Genomic DNA, 18629 nt, shown 5'->3' with positions numbered 1-18629 from the left:
GTCGTGGCGCGCCGCTTGTCGTTATGGCGTTACTGCGGCTTGTAGATCGAGTCGAACACGCCGCCGTCCGCGAAATGCGTCTTCTGCGCATTCGTCCAGCCGCCGAACGTGTCGTCGACCGTGTACAGCTTCAGCTTCGGAAACTGCTTGGTCAGCTCCGCCGACACGTTCTTCGAACGCGGCCGGTAGTAGTTGCGCGCGGCGATTTCCTGGCCCTGCGGGCTGTACAGGAAATTCAGGTAGGCCTCGGCCAGCTTGCGCGTGCCTTTCTTGTCGACCACCTTGTCGACCACCGCGACGGGCGGCTCGGCCAGGATGCTCACCGACGGCACGACGATCTCGAACTTGTCGGTGCCGAATTCCTTGACCGACAGGAACGCCTCGTTTTCCCATGCGATCAGCACGTCGCCGATCCCGCGCTGCACGAAGCTCGTCGTCGCGCCCCGCGCGCCCGAATCGAGCACGCCTGCGTTCTTGTAGAGCTTCGTGACGAATTCCTTCGCCGTCTGCTCGTTGCCGCCCGGCTTGTGCAGCGCGTATGCCCAGGCGGCCAGGTAGTTCCAGCGCGCGCCGCCCGACGTCTTCGGGTTCGGCGTGACGATCGAGATGCCCGGCTTGGTCAGGTCGTCCCAGTCCTTGATCCCCTTCGGATTACCCTTGCGCACCAGGAACACGATCGTCGACGTGTACGGCGACGCGTTGTCGGGCAGGCGCTTCTGCCAATCTTTGGCCACGAGCCCCTTGTTCGCGAGCGCGTCGATGTCGTAGGCGAGCGCCAGCGTGACGACGTCGGCCTGCAGGCCATCGAGCACCGAGCGCGCCTGCGCGCCCGACCCGCCGTGCGACTGCTTGAAATTGACCGTTTCGCCCGTCTTCGCCTTCCACTCCTTGCCGAACGCCTGGTTGAAATCCTGATACAGCTCGCGCGTCGGGTCGTACGACACGTTCAGGAAAGTCGTATCGGCCTGGGCATGCGTCACGACGCCCAGCGCCGCCGCCGCGCCCAGCGCGAGTGTTGCGATCAGGCGGCCCACTCCGCCCACCAGCCCCGTGTTGCGCTTCGCCATCCTTGGTTCTCCAGTGTTGTCGGTATTGCGATGTCGGGCCAGTCTATCGAACGGGTTACATGATTAAAAATAATCGTTCCTCATTTTTTAATACTCAAAAGTGCTAACGCAGACGGGATGGACGGTTGCGGCGGATAAACCGGCGTCCGGGCGTCGCGAAATCGCGCCGGAACCGGCGCGATCGCGTCGAACCTCAAGTAACACTTGAAATTCACCAAGTACTGTATAAAAATACAGCTCACTGTCTATCCATACAGTTGAGCCATGACCAAACTCACCGCCCGTCAGCAGCAAGTGTTCGACTTGATCCGTCGCGCGATCGAGCGCTCCGGATTCCCGCCCACCCGCGCCGAGATCGCGGCCGAACTGGGCTTCAGCTCGCCGAACGCGGCCGAGGAGCACCTGCGCGCGCTGGCGCGCAAGGGCGTGATCGAGCTGGCCGCCGGTGCGTCGCGCGGCATCCGGCTGCTCGGCGTCGACGACGCCCCGCACCAGTTCACGCTGCCGCACGCCGCGCTGATGCAACTGTCGCTGCCGCTCGTCGGCCGCGTCGCGGCCGGTAGCCCGATCCTCGCGCAGGAGCACATCTCGCAGCACTACGCGTGCGATCCCGCGCTGTTCACCAGCAAGCCCGACTACCTGCTGAAGGTGCGCGGCCTGTCGATGCGCGACGCCGGCATTCTCGACGGCGACCTCCTCGCCGTGCAGAAGCGCACGGAAGCGAAGGACGGCCAGATCATCGTCGCGCGTCTGGGCGACGACGTCACGGTCAAGCGCCTGATGCGCCGGCCCGGCGGCCTCGAGCTGATCGCGGAGAACCCGGATTACGAAAACATCTTCGTCAAGGCCGGCAGCGCGGATTTCGCGCTGGAAGGCATCGCCGTCGGGCTGATTCGCTCGGGCGAACTCTGACATTCCGTCTCGCTCAGGAGAACATCATGGAACGCCTTGCCCGCCTGCTGCCTTTCCGTCAATTCGGTCGCCTGCGTCATCTGCGCGGCCGCACGCCCTGCGCACCGCTGTCCGCGGCGGCGCCTGTGCATGAAGAAGTCGCAGTCGAACGGCAGGCGTCCCTGCTGCCGTCAGCGCTGCCCGCGTTCGCGCGGGTATCGCTGAACGCCGGTCTGAATCACGCGGAACCCGCACGCCGCGCGCCGGTGCGCGTCTATCACGGCCGGTCGCGCTTGATCATGGTCGGCACGATCGATGCCGTCTGCCGAATGATCGATCGCTGCATCGCAGAGGAACGATCGGCCACGCCGGGCGGTCTCTGATTGCGGAACCTTCCCGCACCGGAGGCAACGTGACTGAATCGCCGCGCCGTACAGGGCGACTCAAGCCCCTGCTGATCGTCGCGCTGATCGTCGCCGTCATTGCGGCGCTCGGCTATGCGTACGCGTCGCCGTATGTCGCGCTCGGTCGCCTGAAATCGGCGATCGATGCGCGCGATGCGCAGGCGATCAGCGAGTATGTCGACTTTCCATCGCTGCGCATCAGCCTGAAGCAGCAGGTGACGGAAGAGTTGATGCGCCGGATCGACGCAGTGAAGAAGAACAACCCGTTCGCGGTGATCGGCGCGCTGATCGGGTCCGCGTTGATCGGTCCGCTGGTCGATGCGTACGCGACGCCGGAAGGCGTCGCCGCGCTGATGAGCGGATTGCCGCCGCGCGGCAATCCGGGCGAACGTCCGCCTGAGTGGTCGAATCAGCCGCCGGCAGGCAATGCACCCGGCACCACGCCTGCCGCACCGCCCGCCAATCCGGCGCCGGCAAGTGCGGGGGTATCGGGCAGCAACGCGGTCGCTTCGGCGGCATCGTCGCCGGCGCCCGCACCTGCCGCACCTGCCGCACCGGCCAGCCCGAGCGAAGCCACGCAAGCGCCGCACCAGCAGCAAACCAGCGCGGGCTACCGAAATATCGATGAATTCGTCGTGACGTATCAGCGCAGTGCCGACGGCACACGCTATGCGGCGATCTTTCACCGCTTCGGGCTGTTCTCGTGGAAATTGTCCGGGATCGACCTGCATGCGTAGCAGGCCGCTCTGGACGCCTGCCGTGCTGATGCAGCGCGGTGCGTGACCGGCACGTATCGCCGGTCACGCAGTCGTCCAGGCTTTAGATCATTTGCCGTTCGCCGTGGCCGCCTCACGCTCGCGCGCGATTTCGGCCTTCTGCTCTTCCGCCGACGAACACGCCACCAGGATGCTGCAGTTCACGCGATCGAGCAGTTGCGTATTGCCCGACCCCATCCACCATCTCGACAATCCGCTGCGGCACCGGTGGCCGACGACGACGAGGTCGACTTTCAGTTCCGACGCGAGATTCGCGATTTCGTCGATCGGATACCCGAACGCGAAATGGCCTTCGGCCTGTACGCCGCGCTCACGCAGCCAGTTCACGCCTTCCTGCAGGATTTCGCGCGCGGTTTCCTCGAAGCGGCCGCATGCGACATCGGTCAGCAAACCTGCACTTTGCGCAATGCTCGAACGCATGTCGACGACCGACAGCAAATGCGTCTCGGCTTTCAGGTCCATTGCGAGATTGGCCCCGCAGCGCAGTGCCTTGCGCCCTTCGAGCGTGCCGTCGTAACACAGCAAAATCTTGTTGTAGCTAGCCATGAGACCTCCCTATCGCGACAACGAGCCTACGCATTCATCATGGTGCGCCGCAATTCAGGACGCAAGGGATGGAAAACGCTGATTCGCCCCGCGCGGCGCGTGCGCGATGATGCGGTGCACGATCGGTGCGCGTTTGCATCGCACCGGGCAGGCATGCCCTGAAGCGATGCAGCCGATGCACTAGAATGGCCCGTTCATACTCCAGCGGGCCACCGTACGCCGGCGTCGTGCGCTTCGGTCATGCCCATGTGACACGCATCCGTCCGGTCCGTTCGCAAACCGGCCACGCTCGGGCAACAGAACGCGCCCGCTTACAACGACAACCTGCCCATGTCCGTCGCACCGATCGATTTCCGCAACGTCGAAAAGCGCTATGGCGACAAGCTGGTCGTCAACGGTCTGTCCTTCAACGTGAAGGCCGGCGAATGCTATGGCCTGCTCGGGCCGAACGGCGCCGGCAAGACCACCACGCTGAAGATGCTGCTCGGCCTCGCGCACCCCGATGCCGGCACCATTTCGCTGTGCGGCGAACCGGTTCCATCGCGGGCGCGACATGCACGCCAGCGGGTCGGCGTCGTCCCGCAGTTCGACAATCTCGACCCCGACTTCACCGTACGCGAGAACCTGCTCGTCTTCAGCCGCTATTTCGGGATGTCGGCGCACGCCGCACGCGCGCTCGTGCCGCCGCTGCTCGAATTCGCGAAGCTGGAAAACAAGGCCGACGCGAAGGTCGGCGAGCTGTCGGGCGGCATGAAGCGCCGCCTCACGCTCGCCCGTGCGCTCGTCAACGATCCCGACGTGCTGGTGCTCGACGAGCCGACGACGGGCCTCGATCCGCAGGCGCGGCACCTGATGTGGGAGCGGCTGCGTTCGCTGCTTGCGCGCGGCAAGACGATCCTGATCACCACGCACTTCATGGAAGAAGCCGAGCGGCTGTGCGATCGGCTGTGCGTGATCGAGGAAGGCCGCAAGATCGCCGAAGGCGCGCCGCATGCGCTGATCGAATCGGAGATCGGCTGCGACGTGATCGAGATCTACGGGCCCGATCCGGCCGCGCTGCGCGACGAGTTGTCGGCGTTCGCGAAGCACACGGAGATCAGCGGCGAGACGCTGTTCTGCTATGTGAGCGACCCCGAACCGCTCAGCGCGCGCCTGAAGGGCCGCGCGGGGTTGCGCTATCTGCATCGGCCGGCCAATCTGGAAGATGTGTTCCTGCGGCTCACGGGCCGCGAAATGCAGGACTGATCGATCATGGACGTCCGCAACTATTCCGCCACCACGCCATCGGCCCCGCCGCGCGAATCGCGCTTCGCGATCGCGATGCCCGCGAACGCGAGCAACTGGATCGCCGTCTGGCGGCGCAACTATCTCGTGTGGCGCAAGCTCGCGCTCGCGTCGATGTTCGGCAATCTCGCCGATCCGATGATCTACCTGTTCGGGCTGGGTTTCGGACTCGGCCTGATGCTCGGCCATGTCGACGGCGTGTCGTATATCGCGTTCCTCGCGGCCGGCACGGTCGGGTCGAGCGTGATGATGTCCGCGAGCTTCGAGTCGATGTATTCGGGTTTCTCGCGGATGCACGTGCAGCGCACGTGGGAAGCGATCATGCACACGCCGCTCGCGCTCGGCGACATCGTGCTCGGCGAGATCGTGTGGGCGGCCAGCAAGGCGATGCTGTCAGGGGGCGCGATCATGCTGGTCGCGGGCGGGCTCGGCTACGCGCAGTTTCCGTCGATGCTCGCGGTGCTGCCCGTGATCGCGCTGGCCGGCCTCGCGTTCGCCAGCATCGCGATGATCGTCACGGCGCTCGCGCCGTCCTACGATTTCTTCATGTTCTATCAGACGCTCGCGCTGACGCCGATGCTGCTGCTGTCCGGCGTGTTTTTCCCGATCACGCAGTTGCCGCCGATCGCGCAGCACGCGGCGCGGGCGCTACCGCTCGCGAATGCGGTCGAGCTGATCCGGCCCGCGATGCTCGGCCGGCCGGCGACCGACATCGCGCTGCACGTCGCGGTGCTCGCCGGCTACGCGGTCGGCGGATTCCTGCTGTCCGCGTGGCTGTTCCGGCGGCGGATGATGCGCTGACGGCCGGCGCACCGGGCGCCGGCTTCATGCGACGACGTTACTCGTCGTCGTCGCTCCACGGAATTTCGACGTCGGTCAGGAACGCGACGGTCGCGAGCGGGCCGCCTTCCTGGCGGCCGAGCTTGCCGTCCGCGCGATGCCATTCGACGCGGAACTGCGTACCCGGATCGTCGGCCACCAGATACACCGTGCGCAGTTCTTCCTTGTCGGCTTCGTCCACCGGACCGTCGAACGACACCAGCATCTTCTGCGGCCACAGGCCGTTGACCGGATCGTAGATGCGATCGCCTTGCGGAATGTCGACGCTGGCCTCGACACCGATCGTTGCGGAGGCCTCGATGATCATCGTGCCGAGCGCTTGCAGCACGGCAGTCGCCCGCGCGGAATTGGCCTGGCGGATCGCGAGATCGCCGCGCGTCAGCGCCTTTTCGAGTCGAGGATGAATCTTCGGTTGGGTCATGCGTTTTCCTGTTTGCTTCTTGTAAAGGGCGCCGCACGCGTGAAGCCGCGGCGCCGGATGAATACGACGACGGCGCGCGACTGGCGCGCCGTTTGCGTGCGTCAGAACCCGAACGCGATCGCGAGCAAGCCGCTCGCGATCCCGAACACGACGACGAGCGTCGCGACGATCGCCAGCATGGTCGGCTTGAACGAACGCGCGAGCATCGCGAGCGACGGCACGCTGATCGGCGGCAGCGTCATCAGCAGCGCGGCGGCCGGACCGACGCCCATGCCGAGCGACAGCATCGCCTGGATGATCGGCACCTCGCCGGCCGTCGGGATCACGAACAGCATGCCCGCGACCGCGAATGCGACGATCCAGCCGAGATGATTGCCGATGTCCGGGCCGATATGCGGAAACAGCCACGCGCGCGCGGCGCCGAGCAGCAGCACGAGCACGATGTATTCGGGCACGAGCCGCACGGCCATGCGCGCGAGCAGTTTCATCCAGCGGACGAACGGATTGCCGGCCGCGGCCTGTTCGGCCGCCAGCGCGGCGAGCTGGGCATCGTCGATATTGCGGTCTTCAGGACGCGCGATGCGGTTCAGCAGGTAGCCGATCCCGAATACCATCGCGATGCCGAGCACGAGGCGCAGCGCGCTCCAGTGCCAGCCGAGCACGAAGCCCATGAACACCAGCGCCGCCGGGTTCAGCACCGTGTTGCCGAGCCAGAACGCGACCGCGCCGCCCGGCGATGCATGACGCGCCCGCAGCCCCGCGACGACCGGCGCCGCGCAGCACGTGCACATCATCCCCGGCAGCGACAGCAGCCCGCCCGCGGCGACGCTGCCGAACCCGGTGCGGCCCAGCACGCGCGCCACCCAATGCGCGGGCAGCAGCGCCTGCACGGCCGAGCCGAGCAGCAGGCCGAGCACCATCGCCTGCCAGATCGCCTTGCCGTATGCCCACGCGTAGTCGAGCGCCGCCTTCAGCGACGGCTCGGGGGCGGCCGCCGACGTACCCATCAGGATCGACTGGCCGATCGAATGATGCTCGGCGGCAACGAACGCCTTGTTGTAGTACGGGAACCATTTCACATAGAAGAGCCCCGCGACCGCGATCAGCAGGAAGGTCATCCAGCCGAGGGCGGGACTGGGTTGGGTGCGTGTGGTCGTCATCGTGTGGTGATCGTCGATTGGTCTTTGTCGGTTTCGGATGTCGCGCCGCCAGCAAGCGCGGCCGATGCCGGCAACCCGGCGCGCGCGAGTTCGGCCAGCAGCATGCGCGCCTGATCGCGCACGTCGGCCGCGTTGGGCCGGAACGTGAACGTCAGCGCCCGGTTCGGCTTGTCGTACGTCGCACGGTAAGTGCGCGCGTAGGCGGGATCGTAATGCTTGTCGATCAGCTCGGTGAACAAATCGGCCCGCGCGCCGGCATCGATCAGCCCCTTCCAGCGCGTCACCTCTTCGCGGCTGTGCAGGCCGATCAGCCGATGAAGCTGCGCCTTGAACGCGTCCGGTTCGTCGAACAGGTGCGCGTAATCGTCCAGCAGGAACGCGATCCGCTCGTCGTGGGCCGCTTCGACCTGCACCCACGGCCCCGCATGAAACGCTTCGATCAGCGCGATCGGCAACTGCACGAGCCCGATCCGGCGGCTTTCCGACTCGACGAACACCGGCCATTGAGGGTCGAAACGCCCGAGCGTCTCGACGAGCCCCGAATCGAACCCCTTCTGCGCCGGCTGCGGCTTGCCCGGTAGCGCGCCGAGCAGCGAACCGCGATGGCACGCGAGCGCTTCCAGGTCGAGCGTCTGCGCGCCGACGTCGCGCAGCGCGTTCAGCAGGCGCGTCTTGCCGCACCCCGTGTGGCCGACCAGCGCGATGTAGCGAAAGCGCGTCGGCAGCGACGCGAGGGTCGCGCACACCGACTGGCGGTACGCCTTGTAGCCGCCGTCGAGCTGGCGCGCCTTCCAGCCGATCAGGTTGAACCAGGTCGTCATCGAACCCGAGCGCTTGCCGCCACGCCAGCAGTAGATCAGCGGCCGCCAGTTGCGCGGCCGGTCGGCGAAGGTCGTGTCGAGATGGCGCGCGATGTTGCGCGCGACGATCGCCGCGCCGACGCGCGTCGCCTCGTACGGCGACACCTGGCGGTACATCGTGCCGACGAGCACGCGCTCTTCGTTGCTGAGCACGGGCGCGTTCAGCGCGCCGGGAATATGGTCCTCGGCGAACTCGAGCGGCGTGCGCACGTCGATGATCTCGTCGAACTCGCCGGCGCGATCGAGGGTGACAATCAGGTTCTTCAATTTGGCGTCGAACAGGGGCGATGCGGCTCGTGGAGCCGCATGGGCACGGAAGGCGGATTGACGATTATCTCACGGGCCGGCGTCCCGGGCCGCGCGCGGTAGTCGGCGGCGGCGAGGCGGCCTGCATCGCGTCGATCAGGTGGTCGCGAAATGCACGCACCGACGCGGGCAGATCGCGCCCCGCCATCGTCTGTACCTGGATGCTGCGTTCGCGCAGTTGCGGGTTCGTCACGGGCACGACGACGAAGCCGTCCGCATCGGAGCGATCGCGCACCGACAGCAGCCCCGTGAACATCACCGCGCCCGTGCGCCGTGCGTAGCCATACATCGCCGCGGTATTGTTGCTCGTCAGTTCGGGCTCGAGCAGCAGCCCGTCGAGCGCGCACGCGATGTCGATCAGCTGGCGCACCGTCGTGCCGGCCTCGGGCAGCACGTGCGCGTGGCGCGCGACATCGGCGAGCGACACCGCGTCGCGCGCCGCAAGCGGATGATCGTGCCGGACCAGCGCAAAGACGGGCGCGCGCTCCGTGTGGTCGACACGCACGCCCTTCTCCGGCGCGAGGCTGAAGGTCAACGCGATGTCCGCGTCGCCGTCGCGCACGCGCCGCGTCGCATCCGCCGGCGACACGACCCACACGGTGAAATCGACGCCCGGGTGGCGCGCCTTGAAGCTCGCGAGCACGCCGGGCAGGAAGTCGATCGCGAACCCTTCCGAGCATGCGATCTTCAGCAGGCTGCCGTGCAGCGCGTCGAGCCCGCCGATGTCCTTCATCACGTGCTCGGCCTCCAGCAGGCTGCGCTGCGCGAACGCCAGCAGCCGCTCGCCGGCTTCCGACAGCGCCATCCCGCGCGGCCGCCGCTCGAACAGCGGCGCGCCGAGCTCGCTCTCCAGCTTCGCGATCTGGCGGCTGATCGCCGACACGGCCACGTGCAGCCGCACGGACGCGTCGCTGATCGAGCCGGTACGCGCCACCTCGACGAAATACCGCAACGCCAGCCCATGCAGGAAAGCCGCCATCGTTCTGTCTCCGCGCCGCATCCGGCCGCGCTGCTTTGCCTTTTCGGCAAAGAAAGGTTCGAAATTCGATCATTGTGACAAAAAACCGGGCTTTCTAGAATCGATCGCACTTCACGTTGCGTGCACGGCCCGCGCGCAGCGGAACCACACGGGAGACACGCTTTGAGCCGTACCGCCGCCATCCAGCACGCGCTGAACCAGTTCGAATCCGGTGCGTTCTTCGCAACCCTGAGCCGCCGCGTCGGCCTGCGCACCGAAAGCCAGGAAAGCGGCAGCGACGCCGCGCTGCGCGCCTATCTGACCGACGAGATCGCGCCCGAGGCCGCCCGCCTCGGTTTCACGTCGCGGATCGTCGACAACCCCGTCGACGGCGGCGGCCCGTTCCTGCTCGCGTCGCGCCACGAAGACGACGCGCTGCCGACCGTGCTGATCTACGGCCACGGCGATGTCGTGCGCGGCTACGACGCGCAGTGGCGCGCGCCGCTGTCGCCGTGGACGCTGACGGCCGACGGCGACCGCTGGTACGGCCGCGGCAGCGCCGACAACAAGGGCCAGCACACGATCAACCTGGCCGCGCTGGCGAGCGTGCTCGCCGCGCGCGGCGGCCGGCTCGGCTTCAACGCGAAGCTGCTGATCGAGATGGGCGAGGAAACCGGGTCGCCGGGCCTCGACGCGCTGTGCCGCCAGGAGCGCGACGCGCTCGCGGCCGACGTGCTGATCGCCTCCGACGGCCCGCGCATCGCCGCCGCGCGTCCGACGGTATTCCTCGGCTCGCGCGGCTCGGTCAACTTCACGCTGAGCCTGCGCGCCCGCGACGGTGCGCATCACTCCGGCAACTGGGGCGGACTGCTGCGCAACCCGGCGATCGTGCTCGCGCATGCGCTCGCGAGCCTCGTCGACGCGCGCGGCGCGATTCGCGTCGCGGGGCTGCGCCCGCCGCCGATCCCGGCCGCCGTGCGCGACGCGCTCGCCGATCTTGCGGTCGGCGGCGGCCCCGGCGACCCGGCGCTCGACGCCGATTGGGGCGAGCCCGGCCTGTCCGCGGCCGAACGCGTGTTCGGCTGGAACACCTTCGAGATCCTCGCGTTCAAGGCCGGCAATCCGGAGCATCCCGTCAACGCGATCCCGCCCGCCGCGTATGCGCACTGCCAGTTGCGCTTCGTCGTCGGCACCGACTGGAAGGCGCTGCATGCGCACTTGCGCGCGCACCTCGATGCGCACGGCTTCGCCGACGTCGAGATCGACGTCGAACGCGGCGCACCGGCGACACGCGTGCCGCCGGACGATCCGTGGGTGCGCTGGGCCGTCGCGTCGCTCGCGCGCACGACCGGCAAGAAGCCCGCGATCCTGCCGAATCTGGGCGGCACGCTGCCGAACGACGTGTTTGCGGACACGCTCGGGCTGCCGACGCTGTGGGTGCCGCACTCGTACCCGGCGTGCTCGCAGCACGCGCCCGACGAGCATCTGCTCGCGAGCGTCGTCAGCGAGGGGCTGCAGATGATGGCCGGCCTCTTCTGGGATCTCGGCGACGACGCGCCGCCCGTTCGCCGCGCGGCATCCGCCGCGGCCGGCGCCGCCCTGTAACGCGCTTCGCCCCTTTCACGGGACCTGCACACACGATGAATACGACCACCCTGACCTCGCAGGACGCCGCGCGCCCCAGCGCCGCGAAGATCCGGCGCATCATCTTCGCGGCGTCGATCGGCAACGCACTCGAATGGTTCGACCTGATCGTCTACGGCTTCTTCGCGGTGACGATCGCCAAGCTGTTCTTCCCCGCCACGAGCGAAGCGACGTCGCTGATGCTGACGCTCGGCACGTTCGGGCTGTCCTATCTGATCCGGCCGATCGGCGGCTTCGTGCTCGGCGCGTACGCGGACCGCGCGGGCCGCAAGGCGTCGCTGCTGCTGTCGATCGCGATGATGATGGCCGGCACGCTGCTGATCGCGCTGATGCCGACCTATGCATCGATCGGCATTCTCGCGCCGCTCGGGATCATGCTGTCGCGGCTGATGCAGGGCTTTTCCGCCGGCGGCGAATTCGCGAGTTCGACCGCGTTTCTCGTCGAGCACGCGCCGCAGCGGCGCGGCTTCATGTCGAGCTGGCAGTTCGCGAGCCAGGGCCTCGCGACGTTGCTCGCGTCGGGCTTCGGCGCGCTGCTGACGGCCACGCTGACCTCCGCGCAACTCGAAAGCTGGGGCTGGCGCGTGCCGTTCCTGTTCGGCCTCGCGATCGGCCCGGTCGGGCTGTACATCCGCCGCTACGTCGACGAAGGCGTCGAGTTCAAGACGCAGGCGCGCTCCGAAGCGCCGGTGCGCGAACTGTTCGCGGACCAGAAGCTGCGGCTGCTGCTGTCGGTCGGCGCGCTGGTGATCTCGACCGCGATCAACTACATGATCCTGTACATGCCGACCTACGCGATCAAGCAGCTCGGACTGCCTGCGTCGACCGGCTTCGCGGCGACGCTCGCGACGGGCTTCGTGCTGACGCTCGTCACGCCGGTCGTCGGCCATCTGTCCGACCGCACCGGGCGGATCCGCATGATGGCGGTCGCGGCCGTGCTGATGCTCGTCACCGTATGGCCGACGTTCGCGTGGCTCACGCGCCACGCGTCGTTCGCGACGATGCTCGCCGCACTCGTCTGGATCGGCGCGCTGAAGGCGATGTACTGCGGCGCGCTGCCGGCGCTGATGGCCGAACTGTTCCCGGCGCAGACGCGTGCCACCGGCCTCGCGGTCAGCTACAACACCGGCGTCACGCTGTTCGGCGGCTTCGCGCCGTTCGTCATCACCTGGCTGATCAGCACGACCGGCAACCGGCTGTCGCCGGCGCTCTATCTGATGGGATGCGCGCTGCTGAGCCTCGCCGCGCTGTTCGTCGCGCGCACCCGGCTGAAGATGCGCTGACGCGGAAAACGACGGCGCAGCGGTGCGCCGCCGACGCGGCCCGCCGCGGCATCGCTGCCGCGCGGGCCGCGCGCCGTTTACGGCGCCGGGTTCGGCTGCCGTTCGTGCAATGCGTCAATCTCGGCGAGGATCTCGTCGGACAGCGTCACGTCGATGCTGCCGATGTTTTCCTTCAACTGCTCGAGCGACGTCGCGCCGACCAGGTTGCTGCGCACGAACGGACGGCTGTTGACGAACGCGAGCGCCAGTTGCGCGGGCGACAACCCGTGACGCTGCGCGAGCGCGACGTAACGCGACGTCGCCTCGACGGCCTGCGGCTTGCTGTAGCGCTGGAAACGCTCGAACAGCGTGATGCGCGCGCCGGCCGGACGCGCGCCGTTCTCGTACTTGCCGGACAACCAGCCGAACGCGAGCGGCGAATACGCGAGCAGGCCGACGCCGTCGCGATGCGTGAATTCCGACAGCCCGTTCTCGAACGTGCGGTTCAGCAGGCTGTACGGATTCTGGATGCTCGCGATGCGCGGCAACCCGAGCCGCTCGGCCGCGCGCAGGAACTGCGCGACACCCCACGGCGTTTCGTTCGACACGCCGATCGCGCGCACCTTGCCGGCCTTCACGAATTCCGCGAGCACGCCGAGCGTTTCCTCGATCGGCACCGTGTACGCGTCGTCGACCCACGGATACGCGGGACGGCCGAACGTGGTCGTGCTGCGATCGGGCCAATGCAGCTGGTAGAGATCGACGTAGTCGGTCTGCAGGCGCTTGAGGCTGCCGTCGAGCGCTTCGGTCAGGTTCTTGCGGTCGAACTGGTTGCCCTCGCCGCGAATATGGCGCGGATTGTGCGGCTGCCGCGCCGGCCCGGCGATCTTCGTCGCGAGCACGATACGGTCGCGCTGCGCGCGATGCTGCGCGATCCAGGTGCCGATGTATTGCTCGGTGCGGCCCTGCGTGTCGGGCTTCGGCGGCACCGGATACATCTCCGCGGCGTCGATCAGCGTCACGCCCTGCCCGAGCGCGTAGTCGATCTGCTCGTGCGCGTCGCACTCCGAATTCTGCTCGCCCCACGTCATCGTGCCGAGACCGATCAGGCTGACCTCGAGGCCCGAATCGCCGAGTGTGCGGTATTCCATGCTGTTCCTGTCGCGTCGGTGGAAAGCAGGAACGCTATCACATTGAAGCGCGTGCTTCAGATGGGCCCCGCACACGCTTACAAGCGGCCTTCGGTGCTGCCCCATGCGCCTCGCGCGCCCGCCTGGACGGCCGCGTCGCCGCCTTCCGTCACTGCGGCCGCTGGATGAAGCAGGTCGCCGATGCATGCGCGACGATCTTGTCGTCCGGCGTCTTCAGCGTGCCCTCCGCGACGCCCAGCGAACGCGACAGGTGAATCACGCGCCCTTCCGCGATCAGGTCGACGTCGCGCGGCACGGGCCGCAGCATCTTCACATGCAGATCGACGGTGCCGTAACCGACGCCCGCATCGAGCATCGAATGCACCGCGCACCCGGTGACCGAATCGAGCACCGTCGCGGCGAACCCGCCGTGCACGCCGCCCAGCGGGTTCAGGTGCCGGCCGTCCGCCCGCGCCGAAAACTTCACGTAACCGAGCTCGACGTCGAGCGGACGCATCGGAATCGTCTCCGAAATCGACGCAAGGGGCGCGTCGCCCGACACGGCGGCACGCAGCAGATCGAGGCCAGACAGGGAAAGCGGATTCATCGGGTTGTCTCCGGGTTGAAAGCGCGTCGCCGCGCGAGTAAGTTCTAAATTGGAACTCAATATTGTCAACGATGCCGGCGGTTGTCAACGCGACTGCGCCCGTTGCCGCCGAACGCGGGTTCTATAATCGAACCCGCTATTTCGCTGAACCGCCGCAAGACCGCCGCATGAGGCAAGAGACTCGACGATGAAATGGGATGACATCGGCACGCTGAACTGTTCGGTCGCGCGCACGCTCGCCGTGCTCGGCGACCGCTGGACCATGCTGATCCTCCGCAACGCATTCCTCGGCTGCCGCCGCTTCGACGCGTTTCAGGCGCAACTCGGCCTGACGCGCCACGTGCTGGCCGAACGGCTCGCGCGGCTCGTCGACGAAGGCGTGCTCGTCAAGCGCGCGTATCAGGAACGCCCGCCGCGCTTCGAATACCGGCTGACGGACAAGGGCCTCGACCTCTACCCGGCCCTGCTCGCGCTGATGGCGTGGGGCGATCGCTGGAAGGACGACGGCCAGGGGCCGCCGGTGCAACTGCGTCACCGGACCTGCGGCCAGCTGATGCACGCGGTGACCGTATGCTCGGCCTGCGGCGAACCGCTCGACGCGCGTGACGTGCAACCCGAGCCCGGGCCCGGATGGATCGCGTCCGACGGGGCTGAGGCGCCTGCAGCCGAGGATTGACGATCCGCTGCGTGCGCGGATGCCTGTCTAATTGATGCGTCCGCCGGACATACACTTGGGCCACAGGCCGCAAGGCGTCCGGGCCCGACCGAGCGGGCGCGCGTTGCTCGCACGCGAGTGAGCGGCAACGGCAAGCGCAATCGCACGCCATCGCCAGCCCTGTTCCGTATCCGTTAATTGATCGCCCCGCGCGCACGCACGGACTGCACAACGCAACTTCGCATCACCCTCTCCACCCCTGCCGATCATCGCGCGGACCATCGCTTCGCATCCGCACGTGACCGGGCCGCCACGCGTGCGTTACACTCTCGGCCCGCTGTCTCGAAATTATTCGCTGTCCAAGATGTTGTCGCGCAATCGCCTCGCTGCCGCCTGTCTCGCCGCTTCCCTGCTCGCCACACCCTTCGCCGCCTTCGGCAAGACACAAAGCGAATCGCTGCTCCAGCAAGCGATCGATCTCGTGTCGCGATGGCTGCCGGCCCCCACTCACGAAGCCCCCGCGACCCAGGTCGTCGAATCGGCCTTCTCGCCCGACGGCGGCGCCGAGGCGCTCGTGCTGAAAGCGATCGGGGCGGCGCGCAGCTCGATCCGGGTCGCCGCCTACTCGTTCACGTCGCCGCCCGTCACGCGCGCGCTGCTTGCCGCCAAGCGCCGCGGCGTCAACGTCGCGGTGGTGGTCGACGACAAGGGCAATCGCGCGAAGAGCAGCAAGCAGGCACTGAACCTGCTCGTCAACGCGGGCATCCCGACGCGCACGATCGACGCCTATGCGATCCATCACGACAAGTACCTCGTGATCGACGCCGAGCACGTCGAAACGGGGTCGTTCAACTACAGCGCGTCGGCGGCCAGCCGCAATTCCGAGAACGTCGTCGTGGTCTGGAACAATCCGCAACTCGCATCGCGCTACCTCACGCACTGGCAAAGCCGCTTCGACCAGGGCACGCCGTACCGCTCCAGCTACTGACGCACGACACGCGCGTTCGCCCGACGCTCGACCGCTCGCATGCACGCTACCGTATTGCGGATGATCGGCGAGCGCGGCGCGATGTTCAATTCGGCCCAATGGCCAGCCTGCCGCCTCGCGAAACGCCCGTCACGCGCGACACCGCCGCGTTCGAAGGATGTCAGGCACCCCGCCTGGTCGCGATGCCGACGTGCGCGCCCGGCACACAGCGATTCGCGTGCCCGTCCGCACTGCTTGCCGAATTCGCCGCGAGACCATGGTCGCCCATCGGCAGCGCACTGCGCACGCAATCGGTACTGAACGTCAGCGTGTTCTGCACCAACGGGTAAAGGAGATACAGTGCAAACGCGAGATAGCCCGCGTACAGAATTCGAACCATGGTGTGCGATGGGAGATGACGAACGATTGGACTCGTCCTGTTTACGGCAGCGCGACGCGCAAGCTTGAGGTATCGCCGGTCCGATCGCGCATCGCGACGCAACACGGGCCGATGACACCCGCTTCTTGCCGCATCTTCCCTGCGCCTCACGAACCCGATCGCCACCGCCACGGTTTGCAGCGTGGCGATGCATCGCGGAATGCGCGATACTGTTCGACGGACGACCCATGACCGGCCCGACGGCCGGGACAAGAGACAAGGCCCATGCAAATCGCACCGAAACCGGCCGACGAGGCGACCCGGCTCGATACGCTTCATTCGCTCTCGATCCTCGATACCCCGCCCGAAGAGCGCTTCGATCGTCTGACGCGCCTCGCGCGACGACTGTTCGATGTCCCGATCGCCCTCGTCAGTCTCGTCGACGAGAATCGCCAGTGGTTCAAGAGTCGCGCGGGCCTCGACGCCACGCAGACGCCGCGCGACGTGTCGTTCTGCGCGCACGCGCTGCTCGCGGGCGATACGATGGTGATCCAGGATGCACTGAACGACGATCGCTTCCACGACAACCCGCTCGTCACCGGCGCGCCCGGCATCCGCTTCTACGCCGGCCGGCCGCTCACCGCACCGAACGGCGCGCCCATCGGCACGCTGTGCCTGATCGATACGCGGCCCCGCTCGCTCGAACCCGACGAACTCGCCCTCCTCGGCGATCTCGCCCACATGACCGAGCGCGAGATCGCCGCGCTGCATTTCGCGACGACCGACGAGCTCACGCAGCTCACGAACCGGCGCGGCTTCGAGATTCTCGCCCGCCACGTGCTGCGCCTGTGCGATCGCGTCGGCCGTCACGCCGTGCTGCTGTTCTTCGACCTGAATGGTTTCAAGGCGATCAACGACCGCTTCGGCCACGCCGAAGGCGATCGCGCGCTCAAGGCGTTCGCCGACACGTTGACGGGCGCGCTGCGCGACAGCGACGTCATCGCCCGGCTCGGCGGCGACGAGTTCGTCGTGCTGTTGAGCGCCACCGATCCGGCTGATGTCACCGAGCCCGTCGAACGCGTGACGCAAGCGCTCGCGCAGCGCAACGCAGCCGACGCACGCGGCTACGCGATCCGCTTCAGCGTCGGGCACGTTGCGTACGATCCCGCACGCCATCTCACCGTCGCGGACCTGCTCGCATCAGCCGATCGCCGGATGTACGAGCACAAGCAGCGCGACAAGGCGGCCGGCGCGTAACCGCGGACGAGTCGGCAGGCGCGACGGGATCAAACCGCCGCGCGGCCGCTTCTCCGCGGTCGTGCCAAGACGTCGGTTCAACTGCCGCAGGGCGGCGCGCTGGCCATCGCGTCCGCGATCTGCTCGGGTGTCAGATCGCGCTGATGCGTCGCCAGCGACCAGCGATGCCCGAACGGATCCTCGACCTGCCCGTAACGATCGCCCCAGAACATGTCGGCGGCCGGCATCGTCACGGTCGCGCCGGCCGCGACCGCCTTCGCGATCGCCGCATCGGTGTCCGGCACGTACAGATGCAGGCAGACCGGCGTGCCTTTCAGCGCCTTCGGCCCCAGCGCGCCGTGCTCGGGCATTTCATCCACCAGCATCAGCGTCGAATCGCCAATCGCGAGGCACGCATGCGCGAGCCGGCCGTCTGGCATCGCGAGGCGAAACTGTTCGGTCGCATTGAATGCTCGCTTGTAGAAATCGATCGCTGCGGTGGCGCCCGCACAGATCAGATGCGGGGTCAGCGTGCGCATCCCTTCCGGGATCGGCTTGACGGATGTGGGCATGGTGTCGCTCCTTCAGTCGGTTGTCGTATCGAAAATCGGGACGGACGCGCGATGCGCACGCCTCCGATGCTACGACGGACGACGCCGACGGAAATCGACACGGCGCCCAGGATTTTTTTGCTTGCTTGACGGACGGGAGCACAGGACGCCGCGTCAGGCGTCATCGGCCCGTTCGATCGGCCGGCTCGCCCGGCTGGCCGAATCGACGGCGGCACACCTCCAGCAACTCGGCCACCGCATCGAGCGGAAGATCGGCAAACCCGGCGATCGGCAGCATCACGCCCGCCCGGCACCTTCACGCGCGACGAATGCGCGGAGAATTGGTAGCCGATGTAATGATTACCGGCGACGCTGACGACCCGGAATGCCGTGACGTCGCGCCACGGCGCCGACGCCGGTCAGTTGCATACCTTGACGGTACCGTTGGTCGTGCATTGACCCATGGCCCAATGGCTCTGCCCCGTCAGATGAGGCGCGACGCCGATGCCGCGAATCGGTGCAGCCGGCGGAGACGATGCAGGAACGGTCGCCGACGCGGTCTCGGGCGACGGTTGCACGGGCGCCGGCCCGGATGCGGTCTGGCAGGCGGCAAGCGCCAGACACAGCGCGACTGCCAGCGGGACGATGGCGGATCTGGAAAGGGTCATGAGCGCGCTCGCATGAT

At 67.4% G+C, this 18629-nt stretch carries 21 protein-coding genes and 1 pseudogene; 10 read left to right on the top strand and 12 right to left on the bottom strand.

Going from position 1 to position 18629, the window contains the following annotated elements; translation table 11 throughout:
* Window positions 1–29: 29 nt before the first annotated feature.
* Window positions 30–1067 (bottom strand): sulfate ABC transporter substrate-binding protein, encoded by a 1038-nt coding sequence (locus KU887_RS08480; RefSeq protein WP_048986575.1) that lies wholly within the window; start codon window positions 1065–1067, stop codon window positions 30–32.
* 264 nt (window positions 1068–1331) lie between these two features.
* Between KU887_RS08480 and lexA the strand changes: the two genes are divergently transcribed.
* Genes lexA through KU887_RS08465 form a run of 3 tightly spaced genes read left to right on the top strand, consistent with a single transcriptional unit; the run spans window position 1332 to window position 3099 of the window.
* Window positions 1332–1979 carry a transcriptional repressor LexA gene (gene lexA / locus KU887_RS08475; RefSeq protein ID WP_006484226.1) on the top strand — a complete coding sequence of 216 codons (648 nt, stop codon included), beginning with the start codon at window positions 1332–1334 and terminating at the stop codon, window positions 1977–1979.
* 26 nt (window positions 1980–2005) lie between these two features.
* On the top strand, window positions 2006–2341 hold the full coding sequence (locus KU887_RS08470) for a hypothetical protein (RefSeq protein WP_006484149.1): 336 nt from the start codon (window positions 2006–2008) through the stop codon (window positions 2339–2341).
* A gap of 29 nt (window positions 2342–2370) precedes the next feature.
* Window positions 2371–3099 (top strand): DUF2939 domain-containing protein, encoded by a 729-nt coding sequence (locus tag KU887_RS08465; RefSeq protein WP_112750254.1) that lies wholly within the window; start codon window positions 2371–2373, stop codon window positions 3097–3099.
* A gap of 87 nt (window positions 3100–3186) precedes the next feature.
* Here the strand turns inward: KU887_RS08465 and KU887_RS08460 are convergent, their stop codons facing one another.
* On the bottom strand, window positions 3187–3684 hold the full coding sequence (locus tag KU887_RS08460) for a universal stress protein (protein WP_006484144.1): 498 nt from the start codon (window positions 3682–3684) through the stop codon (window positions 3187–3189).
* Between the two features lie 330 nt (window positions 3685–4014).
* Between KU887_RS08460 and nodI the strand changes: the two genes are divergently transcribed.
* Both nodI and KU887_RS08450 read left to right on the top strand, forming a co-directional pair.
* Entirely contained in the window at window positions 4015–4929 is a 915-nt protein-coding gene (gene nodI / locus KU887_RS08455; RefSeq protein ID WP_048986578.1) for a nodulation factor ABC transporter ATP-binding protein NodI, read from the top strand.
* 6 nt (window positions 4930–4935) lie between these two features.
* Window positions 4936–5769 carry an ABC transporter permease gene (locus KU887_RS08450; protein WP_006484127.1) on the top strand — a complete coding sequence of 278 codons (834 nt, stop codon included), beginning with the start codon at window positions 4936–4938 and terminating at the stop codon, window positions 5767–5769.
* A gap of 37 nt (window positions 5770–5806) precedes the next feature.
* Here the strand turns inward: KU887_RS08450 and KU887_RS08445 are convergent, their stop codons facing one another.
* The 4 genes from KU887_RS08445 to KU887_RS08430 all read right to left on the bottom strand — a co-directional run bounded on the left by KU887_RS08445 (window position 5807) and on the right by KU887_RS08430 (window position 9534).
* Entirely contained in the window at window positions 5807–6229 is a 423-nt protein-coding gene (locus KU887_RS08445; RefSeq protein ID WP_181645677.1) for a hypothetical protein, read from the bottom strand.
* 101 nt (window positions 6230–6330) lie between these two features.
* Window positions 6331–7389, bottom strand: a complete 1059-nt coding sequence (locus tag KU887_RS08440) for a permease (protein WP_006484180.1) — start codon at window positions 7387–7389, stop codon at window positions 6331–6333.
* Window positions 7386–8516, bottom strand: coding sequence for a tRNA 2-selenouridine(34) synthase MnmH (gene mnmH, locus KU887_RS08435; protein WP_060211536.1), 1131 nt, complete (start codon window positions 8514–8516; stop codon window positions 7386–7388). Before mnmH ends, KU887_RS08440 begins: the two co-directional genes overlap by 4 nt.
* A 64-nt stretch (window positions 8517–8580) precedes the next feature.
* Window positions 8581–9534 (bottom strand): LysR substrate-binding domain-containing protein, encoded by a 954-nt coding sequence (locus tag KU887_RS08430; protein ID WP_048986579.1) that lies wholly within the window; start codon window positions 9532–9534, stop codon window positions 8581–8583.
* Window positions 9535–9696: 162 nt separating this feature from the next.
* On the opposite strand from KU887_RS08430, the gene KU887_RS08425 reads away from it, so the two are divergent.
* A complete protein-coding gene (locus KU887_RS08425; protein ID WP_069352043.1) occupies window positions 9697–11118 on the top strand; it encodes a M20 family metallopeptidase in 1422 nt (473 codons plus the stop codon).
* A 35-nt stretch (window positions 11119–11153) separates the two neighbouring features.
* Entirely contained in the window at window positions 11154–12440 is a 1287-nt protein-coding gene (locus tag KU887_RS08420) for an MFS transporter (protein ID WP_006495224.1), read from the top strand.
* A gap of 77 nt (window positions 12441–12517) precedes the next feature.
* Here KU887_RS08420 and KU887_RS08415 read toward each other — a convergent pair whose 3' ends face one another.
* Together KU887_RS08415 and KU887_RS08410 are read right to left on the bottom strand one after the other, a co-directional pair.
* Window positions 12518–13570, bottom strand: coding sequence for an NADP(H)-dependent aldo-keto reductase (locus tag KU887_RS08415; RefSeq protein WP_258255508.1), 1053 nt, complete (start codon window positions 13568–13570; stop codon window positions 12518–12520).
* 148 nt (window positions 13571–13718) lie between these two features.
* Window positions 13719–14156, bottom strand: coding sequence for a PaaI family thioesterase (locus KU887_RS08410; RefSeq protein WP_006484216.1), 438 nt, complete (start codon window positions 14154–14156; stop codon window positions 13719–13721).
* 187 nt (window positions 14157–14343) lie between these two features.
* On the opposite strand from KU887_RS08410, the gene KU887_RS08405 reads away from it, so the two are divergent.
* Window positions 14344–14832, top strand: coding sequence for a helix-turn-helix domain-containing protein (locus tag KU887_RS08405; RefSeq protein WP_058901421.1), 489 nt, complete (start codon window positions 14344–14346; stop codon window positions 14830–14832).
* A gap of 343 nt (window positions 14833–15175) precedes the next feature.
* On the top strand, window positions 15176–15799 hold the full coding sequence (locus KU887_RS08400; RefSeq protein WP_034201824.1) for a phospholipase D family protein: 624 nt from the start codon (window positions 15176–15178) through the stop codon (window positions 15797–15799).
* Window positions 15800–15959: 160 nt separating this feature from the next.
* On the opposite strand, the gene KU887_RS08395 is transcribed toward KU887_RS08400, so the two are convergent.
* Window positions 15960–16178 carry a hypothetical protein gene (locus tag KU887_RS08395; RefSeq protein WP_048986581.1) on the bottom strand — a complete coding sequence of 73 codons (219 nt, stop codon included), beginning with the start codon at window positions 16176–16178 and terminating at the stop codon, window positions 15960–15962.
* Window positions 16179–16442: 264 nt separating this feature from the next.
* Between KU887_RS08395 and KU887_RS08390 the strand changes: the two genes are divergently transcribed.
* Window positions 16443–17414, top strand: a complete 972-nt coding sequence (locus KU887_RS08390; protein WP_006484192.1) for a diguanylate cyclase — start codon at window positions 16443–16445, stop codon at window positions 17412–17414.
* Between the two features lie 77 nt (window positions 17415–17491).
* On the opposite strand, the gene KU887_RS08385 is transcribed toward KU887_RS08390, so the two are convergent.
* From KU887_RS08385 to KU887_RS08375, 3 genes and pseudogenes are all read right to left on the bottom strand, one after another.
* A complete protein-coding gene (locus KU887_RS08385; protein ID WP_006484195.1) occupies window positions 17492–17965 on the bottom strand; it encodes a VOC family protein in 474 nt (157 codons plus the stop codon).
* A gap of 160 nt (window positions 17966–18125) precedes the next feature.
* Window positions 18126–18351 (bottom strand): annotated as a pseudogene (locus tag KU887_RS08380) (hypothetical protein); the annotation flags it as partial.
* Between the two features lie 12 nt (window positions 18352–18363).
* Complete coding sequence (locus KU887_RS08375) at window positions 18364–18612, bottom strand: hypothetical protein (protein ID WP_112750259.1); 249 nt, start codon at window positions 18610–18612, stop codon at window positions 18364–18366.
* Window positions 18613–18629: the final 17 nt, after the last annotated feature.

Source organism: Burkholderia sp. EMB26, assembly GCF_024730645.1.
GTDB classification, from domain to species: domain Bacteria; phylum Pseudomonadota; class Gammaproteobacteria; order Burkholderiales; family Burkholderiaceae; genus Burkholderia; species Burkholderia cenocepacia.
This window is presented reverse-complemented; position numbering and strand designations above follow the sequence as displayed.

Bases quoted from the DNA above. Each gene is read 5' to 3' on its own strand.
- KU887_RS08480 (WP_048986575.1), bottom strand. From the start codon at position 1,067: ATGGCGAAGCGCAACACGGGGCTGGTGGGCGGAGTGGGCCGCCTGATC.
- lexA (WP_006484226.1), top strand. From the start codon at position 1,332: ATGACCAAACTCACCGCCCGTCAGCAGCAAGTGTTCGACTTGATCCGT.
- KU887_RS08470 (WP_006484149.1), top strand. From the start codon at position 2,006: ATGGAACGCCTTGCCCGCCTGCTGCCTTTCCGTCAATTCGGTCGCCTG.
- KU887_RS08460 (WP_006484144.1), bottom strand. From the start codon at position 3,684: ATGGCTAGCTACAACAAGATTTTGCTGTGTTACGACGGCACGCTCGAA.
- nodI (WP_048986578.1), top strand. From the start codon at position 4,015: ATGTCCGTCGCACCGATCGATTTCCGCAACGTCGAAAAGCGCTATGGC.
- KU887_RS08450 (WP_006484127.1), top strand. From the start codon at position 4,936: ATGGACGTCCGCAACTATTCCGCCACCACGCCATCGGCCCCGCCGCGC.
- KU887_RS08445 (WP_181645677.1), bottom strand. From the start codon at position 6,229: ATGACCCAACCGAAGATTCATCCTCGACTCGAAAAGGCGCTGACGCGC.
- KU887_RS08440 (WP_006484180.1), bottom strand. From the start codon at position 7,389: ATGACGACCACACGCACCCAACCCAGTCCCGCCCTCGGCTGGATGACC.
- KU887_RS08430 (WP_048986579.1), bottom strand. From the start codon at position 9,534: ATGGCGGCTTTCCTGCATGGGCTGGCGTTGCGGTATTTCGTCGAGGTG.
- KU887_RS08420 (WP_006495224.1), top strand. From the start codon at position 11,154: ATGAATACGACCACCCTGACCTCGCAGGACGCCGCGCGCCCCAGCGCC.
- KU887_RS08415 (WP_258255508.1), bottom strand. From the start codon at position 13,570: ATGGAATACCGCACACTCGGCGATTCGGGCCTCGAGGTCAGCCTGATC.
- KU887_RS08410 (WP_006484216.1), bottom strand. From the start codon at position 14,156: ATGAATCCGCTTTCCCTGTCTGGCCTCGATCTGCTGCGTGCCGCCGTG.
- KU887_RS08405 (WP_058901421.1), top strand. From the start codon at position 14,344: ATGAAATGGGATGACATCGGCACGCTGAACTGTTCGGTCGCGCGCACG.
- KU887_RS08400 (WP_034201824.1), top strand. From the start codon at position 15,176: ATGTTGTCGCGCAATCGCCTCGCTGCCGCCTGTCTCGCCGCTTCCCTG.
- KU887_RS08395 (WP_048986581.1), bottom strand. From the start codon at position 16,178: ATGGTTCGAATTCTGTACGCGGGCTATCTCGCGTTTGCACTGTATCTC.
- KU887_RS08390 (WP_006484192.1), top strand. From the start codon at position 16,443: ATGCAAATCGCACCGAAACCGGCCGACGAGGCGACCCGGCTCGATACG.
- KU887_RS08385 (WP_006484195.1), bottom strand. From the start codon at position 17,965: ATGCCCACATCCGTCAAGCCGATCCCGGAAGGGATGCGCACGCTGACC.
- KU887_RS08375 (WP_112750259.1), bottom strand. From the start codon at position 18,612: ATGACCCTTTCCAGATCCGCCATCGTCCCGCTGGCAGTCGCGCTGTGT.